The sequence below is a fragment of the Brevibacillus brevis genome, from assembly GCF_900637055.1.
GTDB lineage: Bacteria > Bacillota > Bacilli > Brevibacillales > Brevibacillaceae > Brevibacillus > Brevibacillus brevis.
Window position 1 is genome coordinate 5,249,582 of sequence record NZ_LR134338.1, and the last position, 14,710, is coordinate 5,264,291.

At 48.8% G+C, this 14,710-nt stretch carries 16 protein-coding genes; 12 read left to right on the forward strand and 4 right to left on the reverse strand.

Annotated features, from left to right (window positions below):
• Positions 1 to 2 precede the first annotated feature (2 nt).
• Positions 3 to 1,286: a sensor histidine kinase gene (locus EL268_RS25485; RefSeq protein ID WP_106654170.1), complete on the reverse strand. Its 1,284-nt coding sequence runs from the start codon at positions 1,284 to 1,286 to the stop codon at positions 3 to 5.
• A 166-nt stretch (positions 1,287 to 1,452) separates the two neighbouring features.
• Here EL268_RS25485 and EL268_RS25490 point away from each other — a divergent pair, with 166 nt between their 5' ends.
• The 3 genes from EL268_RS25490 to EL268_RS25500 are packed head-to-tail and all read left to right on the forward strand — an operon-like array spanning position 1,453 to position 4,940.
• On the forward strand, positions 1,453 to 2,454 hold the full coding sequence (locus EL268_RS25490) for a TAXI family TRAP transporter solute-binding subunit (protein WP_106654169.1): 1,002 nt from the start codon (positions 1,453 to 1,455) through the stop codon (positions 2,452 to 2,454).
• 5 nt (positions 2,455 to 2,459) lie between these two features.
• Positions 2,460 to 2,993: a DUF1850 domain-containing protein gene (locus tag EL268_RS25495; RefSeq protein ID WP_106654168.1), complete on the forward strand. Its 534-nt coding sequence runs from the start codon at positions 2,460 to 2,462 to the stop codon at positions 2,991 to 2,993.
• The gene (locus EL268_RS25500) at positions 2,994 to 4,940 is read left to right on the forward strand and encodes a TRAP transporter permease (protein WP_106654167.1); all 1,947 of its coding nucleotides are present in this window, start codon (positions 2,994 to 2,996) and stop codon (positions 4,938 to 4,940) included.
• 56 nt (positions 4,941 to 4,996) lie between these two features.
• Here EL268_RS25500 and EL268_RS25505 read toward each other — a convergent pair whose 3' ends face one another.
• Entirely contained in the window at positions 4,997 to 5,917 is a 921-nt protein-coding gene (locus EL268_RS25505) for a CvfB family protein (RefSeq protein ID WP_106654166.1), read from the reverse strand.
• 190 nt (positions 5,918 to 6,107) lie between these two features.
• Here EL268_RS25505 and EL268_RS25510 point away from each other — a divergent pair, with 190 nt between their 5' ends.
• Positions 6,108 to 6,887 (forward strand): undecaprenyl-diphosphate phosphatase, encoded by a 780-nt coding sequence (locus tag EL268_RS25510; protein ID WP_164724522.1) that lies wholly within the window; start codon positions 6,108 to 6,110, stop codon positions 6,885 to 6,887.
• Between the two features lie 26 nt (positions 6,888 to 6,913).
• Here EL268_RS25510 and EL268_RS25515 read toward each other — a convergent pair whose 3' ends face one another.
• Together EL268_RS25515 and EL268_RS25520 are read right to left on the reverse strand one after the other, a co-directional pair.
• A complete protein-coding gene (locus EL268_RS25515; RefSeq protein WP_106654164.1) occupies positions 6,914 to 7,120 on the reverse strand; it encodes a hypothetical protein in 207 nt (68 codons plus the stop codon).
• A 64-nt stretch (positions 7,121 to 7,184) separates the two neighbouring features.
• Positions 7,185 to 7,544, reverse strand: a complete 360-nt coding sequence (locus EL268_RS25520) for a toprim domain-containing protein (RefSeq protein ID WP_106654163.1) — start codon at positions 7,542 to 7,544, stop codon at positions 7,185 to 7,187.
• Positions 7,545 to 7,680: 136 nt separating this feature from the next.
• On the opposite strand from EL268_RS25520, the gene EL268_RS32980 reads away from it, so the two are divergent.
• The 8 genes from EL268_RS32980 (at position 7,681) to EL268_RS25555 (ending at position 14,560) form a co-directional block, all read left to right on the forward strand.
• A complete protein-coding gene (locus tag EL268_RS32980; RefSeq protein ID WP_164724523.1) occupies positions 7,681 to 7,839 on the forward strand; it encodes a hypothetical protein in 159 nt (52 codons plus the stop codon).
• 53 nt (positions 7,840 to 7,892) lie between these two features.
• On the forward strand, positions 7,893 to 8,183 hold the full coding sequence (locus EL268_RS25525; protein ID WP_106654162.1) for an ArsR/SmtB family transcription factor: 291 nt from the start codon (positions 7,893 to 7,895) through the stop codon (positions 8,181 to 8,183).
• 75 nt (positions 8,184 to 8,258) lie between these two features.
• Positions 8,259 to 9,443 (forward strand): MFS transporter, encoded by a 1,185-nt coding sequence (locus EL268_RS25530; protein ID WP_106654161.1) that lies wholly within the window; start codon positions 8,259 to 8,261, stop codon positions 9,441 to 9,443.
• Positions 9,444 to 9,523: 80 nt separating this feature from the next.
• Positions 9,524 to 10,771 carry an MFS transporter gene (locus EL268_RS25535; RefSeq protein WP_106654160.1) on the forward strand — a complete coding sequence of 416 codons (1,248 nt, stop codon included), beginning with the start codon at positions 9,524 to 9,526 and terminating at the stop codon, positions 10,769 to 10,771.
• Positions 10,772 to 10,897: 126 nt separating this feature from the next.
• Positions 10,898 to 12,232, forward strand: a complete 1,335-nt coding sequence (locus tag EL268_RS25540; protein WP_106654159.1) for an ammonium transporter — start codon at positions 10,898 to 10,900, stop codon at positions 12,230 to 12,232.
• A gap of 49 nt (positions 12,233 to 12,281) precedes the next feature.
• Positions 12,282 to 13,295, forward strand: coding sequence for a DUF294 nucleotidyltransferase-like domain-containing protein (locus EL268_RS25545; RefSeq protein WP_174769439.1), 1,014 nt, complete (start codon positions 12,282 to 12,284; stop codon positions 13,293 to 13,295).
• Between the two features lie 11 nt (positions 13,296 to 13,306).
• Positions 13,307 to 14,014: a 3'-5' exonuclease gene (locus EL268_RS25550; protein WP_106654158.1), complete on the forward strand. Its 708-nt coding sequence runs from the start codon at positions 13,307 to 13,309 to the stop codon at positions 14,012 to 14,014.
• A 54-nt stretch (positions 14,015 to 14,068) separates the two neighbouring features.
• Positions 14,069 to 14,560: a GNAT family N-acetyltransferase gene (locus EL268_RS25555; RefSeq protein WP_106654157.1), complete on the forward strand. Its 492-nt coding sequence runs from the start codon at positions 14,069 to 14,071 to the stop codon at positions 14,558 to 14,560.
• Positions 14,561 to 14,710: the final 150 nt, after the last annotated feature.

Consider the following 14,710-nt stretch of genomic DNA (forward strand, 5'->3'; position numbering starts at 1 on the left):
GGTCACCCTTTCTGAATCAGAGTTGCGATTGGCAGGCGAATGCAAAATTGTGTCGTTTGTCCGCATGAGTCCTCGGCTATATCAATCATTCCTTGGAGACTGTCTGTCACTTCCTTAACGTATGATAGCCCAATCCCCGTGGAAGGCCTGCCAGAAACGTCGTATTTGGTAGTAAATCCAGGCATGAACAAGAGCTCCTTGTCCTTCACCACAATGCCTGGCCCATCATCGGTTACACAAAAATGAATCCACTCCCGACTCTCGTCAATCGAAGCAACGATCGATACCATCCCCCGGTCGTGTATGGCTTCGACACTGTTGCCGACCAGATTGTTGATGAGTGAGAGCGTCGTGTAAATGTGGCAAGCGAGATACGGCACCTCCACATTCGTTTCAAACTGAATGTCCTTCTCCAACAGTCTCGCGTACTTTCGTTGCCCCTGAACAATGATGGCTATCAATTCGCCCAGTGGCATATAGTCTCGTTCATTCTCGTCAGAAATCAGCTTGGAGAGGCCTGCATATATGCGTTGATTGTCCTTTTTCACTTCATGTACTTGTCCGGCAAGGGACAGCAGTCGCTTTGCGTATCGCTTGTTCGTCCCATCTTTATGTGCCACCTCGTTCATCTCGCGATACAGCTCATAGCAGTTGCGCGTGATTTCCTCAACCTGATGCAATGTCTTTTTTAGATGAACAGATTCCTCGTACAAATTGGAAATGAGCATCAACATCTGCTCGTTTCGATTGCGCTGTTGCTTTTCCATCCATTTCGCCTGACGCAGCTGAATCATATTGAAAAAACTAAGGACAAAAAAACTGCGTATCAAGGCAATGACGGCAATCGGGCCTACGACCCCCAGGTGAAAGACACCCTCCCAGGACACAGCACGAAAGGATAGCTCTACTAAATTCGCTGCTATTTCTGCGACTGTCCCCAACAGCCCCACCCAAAGTGGTCGATGATGTAGCATATTAACGCGAAAGAGCGAGAATAGACAAGCAAACGTTGCATAATAGCAAAATGCGGGGAAGTGCATCTGAAGGGAAGGCAGAAACGAAAAGACATCTCCATACAAGAAGTCTAAGACTATTCGAAATAGAACAACAATTATCCCGGTTACTATCCCTGCCAAGAAAGAAGGACGCAGCCACAATAAAAAAAAGAAAAAAGCTGTTGTACCAAAGCTGATGCGAAAATCATCTTGAAACGGGTGAAATTTGAGCTCCCCGGCAATCGGGACGGCAATGAGCATGAGCAGCAGGATCGAAATGGTCTCTCTCATAAAATGTTGCCCGCACTTCCTCATAAGAAGTAGTTCAAAAAGTCGTTAACGTTTATTTCTTAGTTTACTATATTTTTCTATAGATTTTTGTAGTTTTTTATAGACCTCCCCTTACAATGCCGAAGAAAGACATATAAACAGAACATTTAGACTAGGGGGAATTCTCTTGAAGAAACGTCATTTTCTTCTCTCGCTCACACTGCTTCTGTCCATGTCGCTCATGACGGCATGTGGTGGTGGCGGCAACTCTGCACAAGGAGGTGGAGGCAGCTCCAACTCAGGAGGAAGCGCCGACCCCTCCCAATTAATTATCGCAACAGGCGGTACAGGCGGCACTTATTTTCCACTCGGCGGCGGCATGGCTGACCATATTACGAAAAACGCTGGCATCACTGCTACCGCACAAGCAACAGGCGCTTCAGCAGAAAACATTCGCCTCATTCGCGATAAAAAGGCGGACATCGCTTTCACGCAAAACGATATTGCCGAGTATGCGTCAAAGGGAACGAACATGTTCCAGCAAGACGGTAAAATTGATTCTTTCCAAGCATTAGGCGCTCTCTACGATGAAACCATCCAAATCGTCGTCTCTGCTGACAGCAATATTAAAAGCGTTGCCGATTTGAAAGATAAGCGTGTATCTGTAGGCGCTCCCGGAAGCGGCACAGAAGTGAACGCTCAGCAAATTTTGGAAGCATATGGGATGACCTTTGAAGATACCAAACTCCAGCGCCTCTCCTTTGCTGACTCCGCCAAAGCCATTCAAGACGGTCAATTGGATGCTGCCTTCCAAACTGCCGGTACGCCTACCGCAGCAATCACAGAGTTGGCAGCGACAACTGGTGTAAAAATCATTCCAATTGACGCGGACAAAATCGATGCAATCATCGCCAAATATCCTTACTACGTGAAAACAACGGTCCCTGCCAATACGTACCAAACGGTTCCAGAAGAAGTGACAACCGTCTCCGTCAAATCGATGCTCTTGATTCGCTCCGATCTCAGTGAAGACCTCGTGTACAAAGTAACAAAGGCGATCTTTGAGAACAGCGACAAGCTCGGCCACGCCAAAGCCAAGGAAATCAAGCTGGAGAACGTGAAGAACGGTGTCAGCATCCCTGTTCACCCGGGTGCCCAAAAGTACTTCGACGAAAAAGGCGTGAAGTAAACCAGATGGTTTTTATCAAAGGAGTAACAAAGGATAAAGGGCGGACGTTGTTCCGCCTTTTCTCCTTCTTTCTTCTCATCATTGTCATTTATGCGGGCATCTCCACTCCGTTGATTCCCGCTCTGGTTATCCGGAATACACAATCGAATCAAGTTGTTTGGAGTGCCAACATACAGGATGAAGCAGCATTTGGCATCCGCTGGACTCATTCCATTCATGGCTCCACAATCGAGGAGCAATACCGGATTGTAGACGGTCAAATTATTTTGTCGGAGATGAGCTTTCACGACTACGGTATCGGCATGGAAAATGAATTGGCTCCTGGCGAGGAGCTGGTTCTGGCCGATGGACGATTCCACATTCGCAATATGCAGCGCTCTTTTCCTGCCCTACGGCTTTTTATCGGGCAAGTACGGGCTAATCATACGTTGCTTTTCGCTGGACAGGATATTCCTTTGAGCTTGATCGAAAAGCCGGGAGAAGCCATCACGATTCAGGCAGAAAAGCGATCCATTCTGAGCGAGTTAGGAGGTTACTAGATGAGTACAACAACGAATATGAACCAGCAAGAGATGGATAAGCTGATCGCGCAATACGACAAGGAATCAGCTACACGCCAGCTCGCGGGTCCCATGAAGTGGATCTCTTTTGGTCTACTTGTCCTCTTCTCCCTGTACCAGTTATCCAGCACGCTTTTCTTCACGCTGCCTCCCCAGATTCACCGCCCGATTCACTTAGCCTTCGGGCTAGCACTTGTCTATCTGTTATATGCAGGGACATCCAAAGGCAACAAAGACAAAATCGGAATCGTGAATATCATTCTCGCCCTGTTAGGTGTCTTCGTATCACTTTATTGGGTCATTGACTACGAAGGACTCGTGACCCGAACAGGTAACTATACGACGATGGATATGGTGGTCGGCGGCATTGCTGTCGTGCTTGTCCTTGAGGCTGCACGGCGAGTCGTCGGAATTCCAATTGCTCTTATCGCCACTATTTTTCTTTTATACACCTACTTCGGACCTTACATGCCAGGCTTTTTGGAGCATCGCGGCAGTGATGTGGAGCGGATTATCGGGCACAGCTACTACACACTGGAGGGTATTCTCGGTACTCCGCTCGCTGTTTCCTCTACCTTTATCTTTTTGTTTGTGCTGTTTGGCGCGTTTCTCGAAAAAACAGGGGTCGGCGAGTATTTTAACGATTTGTCGTTGGTCATTGCAGGTAGACGAATCGGCGGCCCTGCGAAGGTGGCCGTTTTTTCCAGCGCCCTGCAAGGGACGATTAGCGGCAGCTCTGTTGCCAATGTCGTTACCTCCGGCGCCTTTACCATCCCGATGATGAAACGGCTCGGCTATCGTTCCGAGTTTGCCGCGGCAGTGGAAGCCTCGTCCTCTACCGGGGGACAAATCATGCCGCCTGTCATGGGGGCTGCTGCGTTTTTAATGGCGGAGTTCATCGGCGTTCCTTACTTGGAAATCGCCAAATCAGCGATCCTTCCTGCGATTTTATTTTTCGTGGGCATCTGGATTATGACGCACTTCGAAGCAAAGCGACTCGGATTGCGCGGACTCTCCAAGGAAGAACTGCCGGACAAAAAAGAAGTTTTGAAAAAAATGTACTTGCTCCTCCCCATCGTGATCATTATTACAGCCTTGATGATGAACATATCAGCCGAGCGCGCCGCGATTATCGGTATCGTCTCTACGATTGTCGTAGGAGCCTTCCGAAAAGAAACCCGCATGTCTATTGCTGATATTTTTGCAGCGCTTGCCTCTGGTGCCAGAATGGCTCTCGGCGTCGTCGCTGCAACTGCGTGTGCCGGAATCATTGTCGGCACGATTACGTTGACAGGGATTGGGTTGAAGCTGGCAAATGGTCTGATTGATCTGGCTGGCGGCCAACTTTTGCTTACGTTGTTCTTTACCATGATCGCTTCGCTTATTTTGGGAATGGGAACGCCAACAACGGCGAACTACATTATCACTTCAACCATCGCGGCTCCAGCGCTCATTCAATTGGGCGTTCCTGCTATCGCGGCTCACATGTTTACCTTCTACTTCGGAATTGTCGCAGACATCACGCCGCCAGTTGCGCTTGCTGCCTTCGCCGCATCAGGCATTGCCAAATCAAAGCCAATCCGGACAGGCGTAGAATCAACACGGCTATCCATTGCGGCTTTTATGGCTCCCTATATTTTCGTCATCTCACCAGCCTTGCTGCTGATTAATACCACTTTGCTGGAATCGATTTGGGTTATGCTGACTTCAACGCTTGGGATGATCGGTGTGGGGGCTGGGTTAATCGGCTACTGGATGTCCAGGCTAAACATCTTGGAGCGCATCCTCGCTGTTGCGGGTGGCGTGCTTGCGGTTATCCCTGGAATCGAAACGGATATCGCCGGCTTTATTTTGCTAGGGCTCGTATTTTCGTTGTCGTATTACAAAGCTCGCAAGCAAAAACAATCTGTGCAAACAACACTGTGAAACAACACAAAAATCCCTCCTGTGCTTTCATTCATGCAAGGAGGGATTTCTTTTGATTATTCGTCTTTGTCAGTTCGAATGATTTTCGTCCAGCCGTCTACTTGCTCCACACGGCGTTCCTTCATCAGCTTGCCGAGTGCCCGCTTGAAGCTGGACTTGCTCATTTGGAATTTTTCACGGATGACATCCGCTTCTGTTGAATCGGTATAAGGCATCGCCCCGTCACGATTGATCAAATAGCGCAGCAGCTTGTCCGCATCTTCGCCATACTGTACTTCCTTGCGCTCTTTCATGGAACCGTTCAGACGGCCATCCTCACGCACAAAGCTGATACGGCAGCGCACAGTTTGTCCGAGGCGCAGACGCCCTACCATTTCATCACGATGAATGAAAAGGATATGCTCGTCCTCCGTCAACAGGAATGCGCCTGCTTGAATCACTTTGTAGACCGTACCTTCGACAGACTTGTTTTTCATACTCTGATCTGCCTTTGCTGCGATCTTGACGATTTCGTTTTCAGTGACTGGCTTTGCCAAGAGTCTGCCGAGCTTGTCTTGCTTCAGTGCCACCAGCATTTGATCCTTGGGACGCGGCCATTCATCGCTATGCTTAGGCAGGTCATCGATGAACAAGAGCAGATCCTTGTTAATGCCATTGTCCAGGAATACACCCATACGCGGAGAAATGTCCACTACTTCCAGCCAGCCGTATTCACCCATGCCGACATGAGGCATGTCCATGGTCGCAGCCAGTCGGTTCTCGTGATCATGGTACAAAAACACTTCGACCTCATCATCGATATGTAAACGCTCATGCGCTTCATTGGCATGGAGAAACACTTCATCTTTGCCATCGCTTAAAAAATAGCCGATTTCCGTTTTTCGCGCTACCGTCATGGTAAGCGTCATCCCTGCCGCCAAATTGCCGTTCTGAATGATTTGGGGCTCACGCTTTTCACGCATTTGTCTTTTGTACATATGTGTTTTTTCCTCGCTCTCTACCATTGTGCACACTAACTATACCCATCCCCAGCAAGAAAATACCACAACTTTTTTCTAACAAAATAACGATGCGTAACGAAATAGGCAAGTCTTCAATTCACGGACATACACATGACAGTAAGACGGGCTTGGCCCTACTTTTTCAAGACTGGAGTGACTCTTGCCTATGCTGTTGCTGCTTGAACATATTTTTCTTGGCATTGTACAAGGCTTGACTGAATTTTTACCGATATCAAGCACGGGTCATCTCGTCCTGTTTCGCAAAGTGTTTGGCATGCAGGAGGTCGGACTTTTATTTGACACGATGCTTCATTTCGGTACGCTGATTGCTGTCGTTATCGTCTTTTGGCCACAGGTTCGTTTTATCATCATGAATCCGATGAGCAAGCTGACAAAACTATTGGTCGTAGGCACGATCCCTACTGCCGTGATCGGACTGGCATTTGAAGACTATTTTGAAGAAATCTCCCAAACAGGCATTACGATCGGGTGGGAATTTCTTGTGACAGGCGCGATCCTCTGGGCGGTGGAGTCCATGCGCCGCGGCAATCGAAAATTCGAGGAAATCAACTACACGGACGCCCTCATCATCGGAACACTGCAAGGTGCTGCGATTCTGCCTGCTATTTCCCGCTCAGGGCTGACGATTGCCGGTGCCCTCCTGCGCGGAATCGACCGTGCTGACGCTGCACGCTTTTCGTTTTTAATATCCTTGCCCGCGATTCTAGGTGCTTGTGTCTTACAAACAGTCAAGCTCGTAGAAACACCGCTTGAGACAGCATTATTGATCCCGATGCTCGTGGGCACCATGTTTGCCGGACTAGCTGGATATGTAGCCATTCGCTGGATGCTTACCATCATCAGTACAGGCTCCATGAAGGGCTTCGCTATTTACGTCTGGGTATTGGGTGGGTTAATTTTGCTCATGCAATTCTTGGGTTGGTAAAAAGCCGGCTGCTTGCACGCCGGCTTTCATCTGCTTTCTTCCTTGTCTGGATACCGGCTGGCAATTAATTTGCCTACCAATAAAATAATGCCGTAGAACGCAGTTGCCAAAAGCGAGGTAGCCAGCCACGTCGCTGTCCCCAGCACCAGGTAGAGCGCGGCGTGAGCAACAAAGATACCTACTAGCCACACCATAATGTTCATTCGATTAAAAAACGTTATCAAACTACGCAATTTCCTCGCACCTCCACCATTCCATTTACTACTGTTATAGCCGATGAAACGGTGTTTTATCCCCTTACCGCTCTCCAAGATCAGGATGAGGCACAGTAACCGCAAAGCCTGCTCGCTCCAGAATTTCCGCCAGTACCGAAAACGGCGTGTCAGCAACCTCTCTGTATATTTTCGGCGTATGCAAGTGTATCGCATCCGGAAAATCTTCGCGTAATTTCGTCCGCAATTTTTTCCCGCTATCATCTTCATCTGTAAATATGTATATCTCATCTGCATCTGCCGCTTCCGTTTGGGTGAGCAACTTCTCCCCCTTTTCCAAGCTGTAGGAACCGTACGTACAAAGAATGGTGACAGGCTCAGCCAGCACCCGAAGCAAGCGTTCCTTGTCTGTCTTTCCTTCCACAATCATGACACACCCTGCCATCCGCTCCCACCCTCCCTGACGCATGCTCGTTTTTTATAGTATACCTCAACATCCAGCTAGGAAAATGAGGATGACTACTCCCTTTCGAAACAAGACATCTTAAAGAAGCATCCATTATCGAACAGGGGGTCGTACCATGTCCAAATTCAAAAGCGCGAAAAACTTGAACCAAAAAGGCTTGGCTGTTGCAGGGCTTACCAGCAGTACGGTTGCGGATGATACGCATACCGATGACAACCAAGGCTCATCCAAGCAGTATCAGCATAATAACCAAGGTTTGCAAAATCAGAAATAAAAAAAGCAGATGAAATAGTTGCTTGGATAAAGATTCCTTAGTAATATAGTTTTATGAATATTGAACAACTCGAACTCACCGAAAAGCGCGTCAAGATTTTTAAAGCATTGGCTGATGAGACACGACTAGCTATCTTGAAAATGCTGTACCATTCCGGAAAAGAGCTGAATTGCACGGAAGTGGGCGTAACTTGCGATACTTCGAAGTCGAATGCTTCCTACCATTTCCGGACACTTCGAGAAGCAGGACTGATCAAAGTCAGAAAGGAAGGGCAAACACGGTACATGCGGATTTATAAAGAGACATTTGATCAAATATTGCCTGGCTTTTTAGATACCTTGTGATTGGTATCCTTTTTTTGCCCGTTAGTTAAAAAGTTATTTAACTATAGAACATCAAAACTATGAGGAGAGATTTTTATGGAACGCTTATATTTGATGATTTTTTTCTTCACCATGTTTTTGATCGGGACAAATACATTTATTATCAGCCCACTGCTGCCAACCTTGCGAGAGTTATATCACGTATCTACTAACCAGGCAGCCTGGCTGATCGGAACTTATGCTCTCGGATTTGCTTTGGCCGCTTTAGTCGCCGGTCCGCTATCAGATAATCAAAACAGGAAACATGTGATGGCTGTCGGTATGCTCGGATTTGCAATTTCCACACTTGCATGCGCCTTTGCGCCTGGTTTCACCGCAATGCTTTTCTTTCGCTTCCTTGCTGGAATCTGTTCTGCCTTTATCGGTCCTCAAGTGTGGGCTGCCATTCCTGTTTTGTTTCCCTCTGCTCGTATCGGAAAAGCTATGGGGATTGTCATGGCAGGTCTTTCGGTTTCCCAAGTGATCGGTGTACCTATAGGCAGTTTTCTGTCCGCTTATCATTGGTCGTTTCCTTTTTTGGCTGTAGGAATTGCTTCTCTCGGAGCTTTTATACTCATAATCCGAAAACTTCCTGATTTATTGCCTCCTACCTCCATAGCCGGAATTGGAATAACCAACGCCCGAGTTGCTATTTTTGCGCGTTACAAGGATCTGTTGCGACTGCCTCAAGCGTCACGCAGCTTTATCGGCTATTTCGTTTTCATGACGGGTGTCTATGCAGTCTTTTCATTCTATGGCGTATGGCTTTCCGATCAATATCAGCAATCCGTTACCGAAATTGGCTTGATCACATTAGTTATCGGGCTTGGCAACACCGTTGGCAGCTTACTCAGTGGTTGGTTGCTTGAGCGTTGGAAGAGAAATACGATTTTGACCGTTGGATTTCTGGGCAGCGCCCTGCTTTATCTTGTTTTGCCTTACATACCGGGAGTCGGCTTTTTGCAGGTTGTCCTCTTCTTCATGTACTGCTTCGGCGGTGTACTCGTGCCTGTCCTGATGGGATACTTGCAATCATTGTCCGACACCTCGCGAGGTACCATATCGAGCTTGGCCAACGCTTGCATGTACATAGGGACTTTTATTGCCTCTTCTTTCGCAGGCAGTTTGTATTCTATTTTTGGATTCGCGGGGGTCAGCATCTTCGCCTCCTTCACTTTTCTTATCGCCTATTTTCTCTTTGTTTTGAGGACGGGTAAATTAAATGTAACCTCACAAGCATGAGTCCTTTACTTTCCCTCTTCGCCTTGCTACGCTATGGTCAAATTCATTTTATCGCAGTCAGCAGGACGGAGAGGGTCAACGTGGATTCATCCTCATCTTTATGGAAAAACAGTTCGTTCCTCAAGCTTTGGCTTGCGCAAATGACGGCAAGCATCGGTGATCATTGCTACAGCTTCGCATTACTCTGGTATTTGCTCCAAGCAACCAAATCGGGTACGGTCCTGAGCCTGCTCGCAATCCCGGAAATGGTGGCAGGTCTCATGTTTTACCTCGTCGGCGGGGTTATGGCTGATCGGTACAGCCCACGCATGCTTATGGTAGGTGCGGATGTTGCGCGAATTGTTGTCGCGATCACGGTTGGCATCCTGGTCTACATGGGTGTAGAAGAGTTTGCCTTTTTTCTGGCAGCCCAATTCTTGTTGGGGTTGTTCTCCAGTCTGTTTCAGCCAGCACGGACCGTTGCACTCAAATCAGTGGTTCCCCAAGAGCAGCTAGGGCGAGCAAATGCCATCTTGGATACAACTTTCCGAACGATTCGGATTATTGCGCCAATGTCGATAGGACTGGTCGCTTCGATCATGCCGCTGTCTACTTTGTTTTTTGTCAACGCAGGCAGCTATTTGATCTCCGTCTTGTTCCTTTATGCCATCCGTATTTCGTTGACCGATCAACAACGAGTATCTGCTACGAAAATGACACCCAGCCAGTACGCCCGGGATATTGCCTCAGGTTTACAGGAGCTAAAACAAAATCGTGTTCTGTTCTTGATTCTTCTCTTTAGCAATATGGGCTTTCTCGTCTGGCAAGTCACTTACACGGTGGGCTTCCCGTTTATGGCAGAGCGCATGCAGCAAGGAAACGGAAGTACATTAGCTGTCTTGTTGGGCTTTTACGGGATTGGGAACTTGCTGGGAAGCCTGCACATGGCTCGCTCGTTCTACACTCGGTATTTGTTTGTGATTTTGATTGGATGGGTGTTTCAGGCAGTCGGATTCCTGTTGCTTACGACAGGAGGCACCGCTCACTGGATTGCCTTCCTCGGAGCTGCCGTGGCAGGGATCGGAGGGCCGCTCATTGGTATCCCGACCGTAACTGCCATTCAAATCAAAGCGTCCAGCAACAGTACAGGCAAAATTTTTGCGATCAACATGCTCATGTTCACCTTCTTTTGTACATTGTCCAGCAGCCTGGGTGCAATCTGGATGGGCAAATGGCCAGTCGAGCAGCTTTTCCTCGTCAGTGGACTATTCCTCGCTGCCATGAGCTTCGCAGGCTTCCTGATTGAAAAACGAAAACCAACCGCACAACACCAATCCTCCTCTGCTTAAGACGGAAGGATTGGTGTTTTCTCATTATTTGCAAAAAAACAATTGCAACTAGAATTTCCATGTCATATAATCTGACATAAATAAAAGTAGTGTCAGGTTATGTGACACAGAAAAGAGGTGGATAGGATGGAACCTACTGTCGCAAGTCTCTCGTCTGCCATTGACGCCACATGGGTCATGGTCTCGGCCATTCTGGTCATTCTCATGCAGGTTGGATTCGCCCTGCTGGAAGCTGGTTCTACTCGCATGAAAAACGCTGGTCACGTCGCAGGCAAAACGGTCCTTACCTTCGGCATCTGCTCGATTGCCTTTTGGGCGTTGGGCTTTGGGCTGACGTTTGGAGACGGCAACTCTTTCATCGGACTTTCCGGATTCTTTTTTGACGGCATGCAAAAAGACGCTTTCTCCGCTTTTTCCGCTGCAACTGTTCCTATCTCGATTCTCTTCCTCTTTCAACTCGCTTTTGCAGCCGTTTCACTCGCGATCGCCTGGGGCGGTTTTGCTGAACGCGCCAAGCTGTCCATTTATTTTATTTTCAGCGTACTGTTTACTGTCCTCATCTATCCTGTCGTCGGTCACTGGGTATGGGGCGGCGGTTGGTTGGCACAGCTCGGAATGCAAGACTTCGCTGGTTCTACAGTTGTCCATCTCCAAGGTGCCATCGTCGCACTCGTCGCCACTATCCTTTTGAAGCCTCGTATTGGAAAATACAATCGCGACGGCAGCTCCAATCTGATTCCTGGTCACAATCAGGTCTACTCTGTCTTAGGTGTTCTGTTTCTTTGGATCGGCTGGTTTGGCTTTAACGCCGGCTCCACGCTCGGCAGCACATCAGGATTTTTCGGCTATATCGCCGTTACTACCAATCTCGCTACCGCAGCAGGCGCTGTCGCCGCTCTCGCTATCTCCTGGATCGTCATGGGAAAAGCAGATATTCCAAGCATGCTCAACGGCGTCCTCGCTGCTCTCGTCGCGATTACAGCATCCTGCGCCTTCGTCGATCCGTGGGCAGCTGTCGTGATCGGTGCTGTGTCAGGTATTCTCACATTCTATACATCCATTTGGTTTGACCGCATGGGGATTGATGATCCTGTCTTTGCTTTTTCCGTGCATGGGGTGGCTGGCATTTGGGGAACGTTGTCCACGGGTTTATTCGCTACCCCGGAGCTTGCCGAAAAGGTCGGCGTTGGCGGTCCTGGGCTGTTTTATGGCGGCGGTCTGCATCAGTTAGGGGTTCAGGCCTTGGGCTTGGCTGGCTCCGCGCTCTATGTTTTCATAATAGCCTTCATCATTTTGTATGTATTAAAAGTAACCATTGGCCTGCGAGTTACTGAAGAGGAAGAGGTGGTTGGTCTTGACCTTAGCGAACACGGGGGATACGGCTATCCCGAACTACTCCAGCCTGAACGCGTACGACCGGCTGCACCTACCCAAAGCAGCACCTCTCACTCTCTCACCTGAACAAGTGGAAAAAATACGGAACGTTGACTCCTTTGACGAGCTGGCCTTGTTGCGACGAGAATTGTTGGACCCTACTCCGTTGCGTCCATTGAATCGCGCAGGGGAGTTGGCTCCCTTTTCTATCGTCGTCAATCTGATTCACGACAATCTCATTCGACAAGGGGTGCTCCTCGCAGTGAACGATCTTGCCAAAAGAGGCTTGGGCACCCCTCCCGTCCCCTTTGCCTTTCTGCAATTCGGCAGTGGAGGCCGATCTGAGCAAGCACTCATCAGCGATCAGGATAACGGCCTTGTCTACCAACTGCCAGATCATCTGGGCGAGCAGGAAACTGAAAAGATACATGGCTATTTTCAATTGCTGGGGGCGACGATCGTTGCTGGTTTGGAGGTAGCTGGCTATCCTCCCTGCCAAGGGAATGTGACTTGCCTCTCCCCCAAATGGCGAGGCAGCACCGAACAATGGCTGGACCAAATAGACAGATGGGTCTCTCACCCCATCTGGGAGAACGCCCGTTATTTACTGCTCGCAAGTGACGTGCGTGTCTTATGGGGCGAATCCGCCATTTTTACTCCCGTCCATGACCGCTTCCGTCAATTGCTTGCAGGGAACGTCTTCTTGCTGAATCGACTGGTGAGCAATACGTTGCATTATCGGGTGCCACTCGGAATCTTCGGCAGAGTTTTACCTGAGGTCCATGGACGCTTCCGCGGCGCCATCAATGTGAAGTACGGCATTTATTTGCCACTGGTGAATTGCGTACGGCATTTTGCCTTGGCGCATGGCATCTTTGCCAGTTCTACCTTGGAGCGACTCGACCAACTCGGTGAAAAAGGAGTCTGGAGCAAAAGCTTTTGTGACGAGGTAGCCGCATACTTCCGGCAAATTCAAGGTTTGCGACTGATCGCTCCTCTCCATTGGGAAGATGGGCAATACACGAGTAATAGCTATATCAAACTAGGGGAGCTGTCTCCTGACACCCAAGTGATGGTAAAACAGTCGATGAAGCTGGCGATCCGTCTGCAAAAAATGACAGAAAAGCTCCCATCCGTTTTTGGGGGATAGGAGGAGATTGCGTGGCAAAATGGGACTTATTCGGTCGCATTTGGCATATGAGCCGGGCTATGTCACCTATAGCAGATGACAAACAGCACATCGCCTATTTGCGCTCTATCTCAAAAGTGAATAAACCAGTCGATTCCAGTGCCGATATTCCTCTACACGATCTGGAGGTTGTCGTCATCGATCTGGAAACGACCGGTTTTTATCCCGATCACGGAGACGCGATTATATCGATGGGAGCAGTCGCCATGAGAGGAGAACACCTCCTCCTCGGCGACTCTTTTTATACGTTGGTCAATCCCGGTCGGACGATTCCTCCTCACATCCGCTCTCTCACCGGGATTACCGATGATATGGTTGCCGATGCCCCTGAGCTGTTAGAGGCTTTGTCCCGTTTTTTTCAATTCGTTGGAGATCGTCCGCTCGTTGCCCATCATTCTCGCCATGAGCGTGAATTTTTACGATCTGGACTTTGGAAAACGAGCCGGCGTCCGTTTACCCATCGCATGCTGGATACGATGCTGCTCATCCGATTGTTAAATAATCCGATTGGCAACGGCTCGCTGGACGCCCTCTGTGCGGCACACGATATCCCGATCTCACGCAGGCATCACGCTTACTGTGACGCTGTTGCCGCTGGTACGCTCTGGGCGAAGTATTTGATGAAAGCACAATCCCTAGGCTTTACAAACCTGCGGCAGGTTTACGAGGCCGTACGCTAGAATTAGTTCGAATCGTTCAACAAGTCCTACCAACCAACATGAGGAGAGAATATCATGCTACAGATCAGAGACGCAGTTGTGGGTGACCTACCCGCTATGCTTGCTATTTACAACTACGCGGTGGAAAATCTGGTTGCGACATTTGACTTGGAGCCACAGACGCTTGCCCAGCGCGAAGTGTGGTTTCATAAGCACGGTGACAGACATCCGATCATCGTCGCCGAATCGGAAGGGAAAGTAATCGGATATTGCAGCCTGTCCGTTTTCCGTGAGAAGCCCGCCTATCAAAAATCTGTTGAACTGTCTATTTATATCGCCCCTGATCAAAGCGGGAAAGGTGTCGGCACTACCTTGATGAGTGCAATTCTGGAGCGTGCCAGACAACTCGAATACCACACGATCGTAAGCGGAATCGTAGGCGGCAATGACGCCAGCGTGAAGCTGCACGAGAAGTTCGGCTTTACCTTGGCAGGGAAGTTTCAAGAGGTGGGATTCAAGTTTGGAGAGTGGCACGACGTTCATTTTTATCAATGGATGGTCAAGTAACAGCATGCGAAAAGCCGACACCCCTTACAAAAGGAAGTGTCGGCTTATTTGTTATGAAGGAAGCGAATACTTAAAAGTGGCACATCTTAAGCCAGGGTCTAATCCCTTAGCCCTTATGATATTAGTGTAACCGACGGATGATTATAAGTC

Excerpts from the sequence above, each read along its gene's own strand:
- EL268_RS25485 (WP_106654170.1), bottom strand. The coding sequence starts at position 1,286 with ATGAGAGAGACCATTTCGATCCTGCTGCTCATGCTCATTGCCGTCCCG.
- EL268_RS25495 (WP_106654168.1), top strand. The coding sequence starts at position 2,460 with ATGGTTTTTATCAAAGGAGTAACAAAGGATAAAGGGCGGACGTTGTTC.
- EL268_RS25500 (WP_106654167.1), top strand. The coding sequence starts at position 2,994 with ATGAGTACAACAACGAATATGAACCAGCAAGAGATGGATAAGCTGATC.
- EL268_RS25505 (WP_106654166.1), bottom strand. The coding sequence starts at position 5,917 with ATGTACAAAAGACAAATGCGTGAAAAGCGTGAGCCCCAAATCATTCAG.
- EL268_RS25510 (WP_164724522.1), top strand. The coding sequence starts at position 6,108 with ATGCTGTTGCTGCTTGAACATATTTTTCTTGGCATTGTACAAGGCTTG.
- EL268_RS25520 (WP_106654163.1), bottom strand. The coding sequence starts at position 7,544 with ATGGCAGGGTGTGTCATGATTGTGGAAGGAAAGACAGACAAGGAACGC.
- EL268_RS32980 (WP_164724523.1), top strand. The coding sequence starts at position 7,681 with ATGTCCAAATTCAAAAGCGCGAAAAACTTGAACCAAAAAGGCTTGGCT.
- EL268_RS25525 (WP_106654162.1), top strand. The coding sequence starts at position 7,893 with ATGAATATTGAACAACTCGAACTCACCGAAAAGCGCGTCAAGATTTTT.
- EL268_RS25530 (WP_106654161.1), top strand. The coding sequence starts at position 8,259 with ATGGAACGCTTATATTTGATGATTTTTTTCTTCACCATGTTTTTGATC.
- EL268_RS25540 (WP_106654159.1), top strand. The coding sequence starts at position 10,898 with ATGGAACCTACTGTCGCAAGTCTCTCGTCTGCCATTGACGCCACATGG.
- EL268_RS25555 (WP_106654157.1), top strand. The coding sequence starts at position 14,069 with ATGCTACAGATCAGAGACGCAGTTGTGGGTGACCTACCCGCTATGCTT.